Source organism: Streptomyces sp. KR55, from assembly GCF_052245645.1.
GTDB lineage: Bacteria > Actinomycetota > Actinomycetes > Streptomycetales > Streptomycetaceae > Streptomyces > Streptomyces flavusporus.
In genome coordinates, this window is the sequence record NZ_JBQQCE010000687.1 from 1 (window position 1) to 3,615 (window position 3,615).

Sequence of the window (3,615 nt, forward strand, 5' to 3'; positions counted from 1 at the left end):
CCGGCGGCCTGACCAACAAGGAAATCGGCGAACGCATGCACCTCTCACCCCGCACCGTCAGCTCACACCTCTACCGCGTCTTCCCCAAACTCGGCATCACCTCACGCGCCGCCCTCCGCGACGCACTGAGCAAGATCCCCGGCGACCAGAACGTGTGACTGCGGCACGCCGAGCCCCTACCCGGGGTAGGCGCGGAGGCCGCGCTCGTCCAGCCAACCGAGCACGTAGTCGGCGACGAATCTCCATCCGCTGTCGATGACCAGGGAGTGGGCGCGGTCCGCGAACTGCTTCAGGTCGGTCACGGCCGTGGAGTCGCCGTACTCCTTGTACACCGCGCGCGTGACGGAGTCGGGCACCAGCAGGTCCTCCTGCCCGGAGATCAGCAGGAGCGGGCCGCGGTCCGCGTTGCCGACGTCCACCACGGCACGCGGGCTGCGCACCGTGCCCGCGTACCCCAGGTCGGCGAGCAGACGACGGGACGTCGGCACGACATAGCGGTCGAAGAGCCGGTCGGACTCCTCCGCCGCGACCGTGTTCGCGAAGGCGCGGTGGAACTGCTCCGGGGACAGGGACACCAGTTGTTCGGCGTCGTCGGCCCGGCCGGGGGTCCACAGCCGGGCCGGGGAGGCGGGCAGCGGAATGTCGTTGATCGGGGCGGGTGCGATGGCCACCGCGGCCCGGCCGATGTTGGCGCCGATGAGATGCTGCGCGATGAGGCCGCCGACGGAGTGGCCGACGATCACCGGCGCGATTTCAAACGACCGTACGATTTCCGCGTAGTGATCCGTCAGCACGTCCAGGCCGATGCCCGCGAGCGTCCCGGGGGACTTGCGCGTCTCCCGGACGGCGACCGCCTCCCCCGGCCATCCGGGCGTGAAGGCGAGGAACCCCCGGCTGGCGAAGCGCTCCGCCCATGACTCCCAGGACAGCGCGTGCAGCCAGGTGCCATGGATGAAGACGACGGGAGTGTGGTTCACGGCTGGCCCTCCGAGCATGACGATCACCCGGCTCTGGCATGCGGGTGACAGTTTCAGGATCGTTCAGGCGCAGGTCAGGGGCGACAGTCGAATGACTTAATGTTCACGGCCCACAGCGCCCACAGGACCGAGCGCCCCGGGAACGGTCACCCCCGTCAAGGCGCCCCGATTCGGACACGTCTCCGCTTGGCGGACCTCTGTCATCACGATGCACCGTCGAAGTCGGCGATGTTGGACGGTCAAGTGACTTATGTACGCCGCTCCCGCAGCGACGAGGGTAGGTCGGGCCAGCTTTCGCCACGGGGAAGGATCCGACCGCCATGAGCAGCAACCAACCAGGTATACAGGCTCGCCCGGCGCCGCACGCCCGCCCTGAGCTGATCCTGGACATCGAGCGAGTGCTGGACGTCGCCGCCCGGCAGGCCATCAGGGCGGAGTTCCGGTTCGATCCGGAGGCTCCCCTGGTCGTGTCCGTGGAGCTTGTCATCGAGGGCGGCCCGCGTGTCCTGTGGCGGATCGGCCGCGACCTCCTCCAGCAGGGGCTGTACTCGGTGAGCGGCCTCGGTGACGTCCAGATGTGGCCGGCGCACTCCGAGGTCCGGGCCACCGCGCGGCTCCGGCTGGCCTCCAGGGACATGGCGGCCCTGTTCGAGCTGCCCGTGCCCCCGCTGGAGGAGTGGCTGGAGTACACCTACGAGCTCGTTCCCGCCGGTCGCGAGCTCGCCGAGATCGACTGGGAGGTCGCCACCGCGGATCTGCTCCAAGGCCCGTGAAGAACGGTCGCCGAGCGCCGACACCGCAGTGCCCGCCGAGCGGTCCCGAGCGGAACCTCCGGCGGCACACGAAACCCCACCGGTCTCGCACGACGCGGGACATGCCAGGCTCGGGGTGAACGACTCAGCCCTCGATGCGCCGGGCCGCGACCAGTACGGGGCCGCCCGGAACCGTGGGAAAGGTCCTCGTCTCCTCCGACCCGAGCGCGTCGAGCTCCTCACCCATGCGCGCCGTGTCGAAGGAGTTGCCGCCGCCGCGCACCGCGGTCCACCGCTCGACGGAGCGACGCAGCGCGTCATCGGCAACAAGGTTGGTCCCCGCCACCAGCCATGCCCCCGGTACCAGGGCCTCGACGAGCCGGGGCAGAGCGGCCTGCAGCGCCTCTTCCGACAGGAAGGGCGCCGGCAGCCAGATCAGTTGGTAGGTCTCCGTCTCCGACACGTCCGCCGCGTCCTGGTGGCGCAGGGACACCCGGGCGGCCACAGCAGGGTCCGCGGCGGTCAGCTCCGCCCGCGCCAGGGCCAGCGCCCTCTCCAGTACGTCGATGCCCTCCACCCGTGCCTGGGGAAGCCCTGGGCCAGCGCCAAGGCCAGGGCGCCGACGCCAGTGCCCACGTCAAGGATGCGGCTGCCCTCGGCTGCCAGCCGCTCGGTGCACCCGGCAAGCCGAGGAACAATCTTCGCGGCGAGCGCGCGGCCGGTCGCGGCGGAGGCCCGTCCCTGGCTGAGCAGCACCTCATCGGGCTGCGCTCCCCAACCACCCTGCGGTGTACCGGCCACCTCGGAGGCAGCGGCCGACACGGCCTGCCGCAGCGAGCTGAGCTTCGCCTCCACCGCGCTGCGCGCCGTCGCCGCGTCCACCTGGTCCAGCGAAGGGTGGAGGACGAAGCCGTCGGGACCCCGGAGGACCAGGCCCAGGCTCTCCAGGACCGCGGTGCGCTGTGGATCGCACGCGAGCACGTCCGCGAGGGGCGCCGACAGCGCCTGCCGCTGGGTGCTCAGCACCGCTGCCATGGCCCACGCGGCGGCCTCGAGAACTGCCACCGGGTTCTCGCCGAGAGGCAGAGCGAGGCTCGTGGAAGAGGTGACGGGTTCGGGCGGTGCGGACATGGAGCCTCCGGGGGAGCGCCACTGCGACATACGTGTCGCGCTGATACGAACACATAATGTCATAGCAAGGTGTGAGTTCCGCATCCCGGAGGCCGACATCGGCAGCGGTCGCAAGCCGGGCTACATGTTCACACCGTACGTCGGGCATCGGGCCACGAGACGGCGGTCATGGCGGTGGCCGCAGTGACGGCAGCCAGACGCTCGTAGTCGAGCGTTCTCGGCACATCCGTCGACCGGTGGTAGTGCGGATTGCGGAAGTTCGCGGTGTCCGTGACCATCAATGCGGGGATTCCGCGGTTCCAGAACGGCGCATGGTCGCTACGCCCCAGGTGGCCCGCGGGCGGCACGGCCAGTCCGATGAGCAGGCCCAGCAGGCCGTCGGGGCGCGGATCCCGCAGCAGCAGACCCGGGACCGCCGGAGACGCCGCCGCGGCGGCCCGCTTCCACACCTCGGCCGCCCCCGCCGAGGAGCGCCGGTGCACGACGAGGGTGAAGTCACCCCGGTAACCGCCCGCCCGTGCCTCGGCGGCTGCCTCGGGGAAGATTCGCTCGAAGCCGGCGGGGAGGCGCTGCGTTCCCGGGTCGTCCACGAAGTACCCGACCGACTCCAGGGAGATCATCCCCCGCACACCGCCGCGGTGGCACAGTTCACGGGCAGCCTGACGGGCCCCGATCAGTCCGAGTTCCTCCATGTCGAACACGGCCAGGACGACGCTCGGGGGAACCGACGCCTCGGGCAGCAGACGCGCCGTCTC

Annotated in this window: 6 protein-coding genes; 2 read left to right on the forward strand and 4 right to left on the reverse strand. The window is 70.8% G+C overall.

What is annotated here, in order from left to right:
• A partial coding sequence (locus ACTWQJ_RS48335) for a response regulator transcription factor (RefSeq protein ID WP_443312731.1) occupies nucleotides 1–158 on the forward strand: 158 nt, incomplete at its 5' end.
• Nucleotides 159–176: 18 nt separating this feature from the next.
• Here ACTWQJ_RS48335 and ACTWQJ_RS48340 read toward each other — a convergent pair.
• Nucleotides 177–977 (reverse strand): alpha/beta hydrolase, encoded by an 801-nt coding sequence (locus ACTWQJ_RS48340; protein ID WP_443312726.1) that lies wholly within the window; start codon nucleotides 975–977, stop codon nucleotides 177–179.
• A 320-nt stretch (nucleotides 978–1,297) separates the two neighbouring features.
• Here ACTWQJ_RS48340 and ACTWQJ_RS48345 point away from each other — a divergent pair, with 320 nt between their 5' ends.
• Nucleotides 1,298–1,750 (forward strand): SsgA family sporulation/cell division regulator, encoded by a 453-nt coding sequence (locus ACTWQJ_RS48345; protein ID WP_443312727.1) that lies wholly within the window; start codon nucleotides 1,298–1,300, stop codon nucleotides 1,748–1,750.
• A 124-nt stretch (nucleotides 1,751–1,874) separates the two neighbouring features.
• Here ACTWQJ_RS48345 and ACTWQJ_RS48350 read toward each other — a convergent pair whose 3' ends face one another.
• The 3 genes from ACTWQJ_RS48350 to ACTWQJ_RS48360 form a co-directional block, all read right to left on the reverse strand.
• Entirely contained in the window at nucleotides 1,875–2,306 is a 432-nt protein-coding gene (locus ACTWQJ_RS48350) for a hypothetical protein (protein ID WP_443312728.1), read from the reverse strand.
• Nucleotides 2,252–2,860 (reverse strand): hypothetical protein, encoded by a 609-nt coding sequence (locus tag ACTWQJ_RS48355; RefSeq protein ID WP_443312729.1) that lies wholly within the window; start codon nucleotides 2,858–2,860, stop codon nucleotides 2,252–2,254. Before ACTWQJ_RS48355 ends, ACTWQJ_RS48350 begins: the two co-directional genes overlap by 55 nt.
• 128 nt (nucleotides 2,861–2,988) lie before the next feature.
• Nucleotides 2,989–3,615, reverse strand: a 627-nt coding sequence (locus tag ACTWQJ_RS48360) for a M28 family peptidase (RefSeq protein WP_443312730.1), incomplete at its 5' end; no start/stop codon positions are given.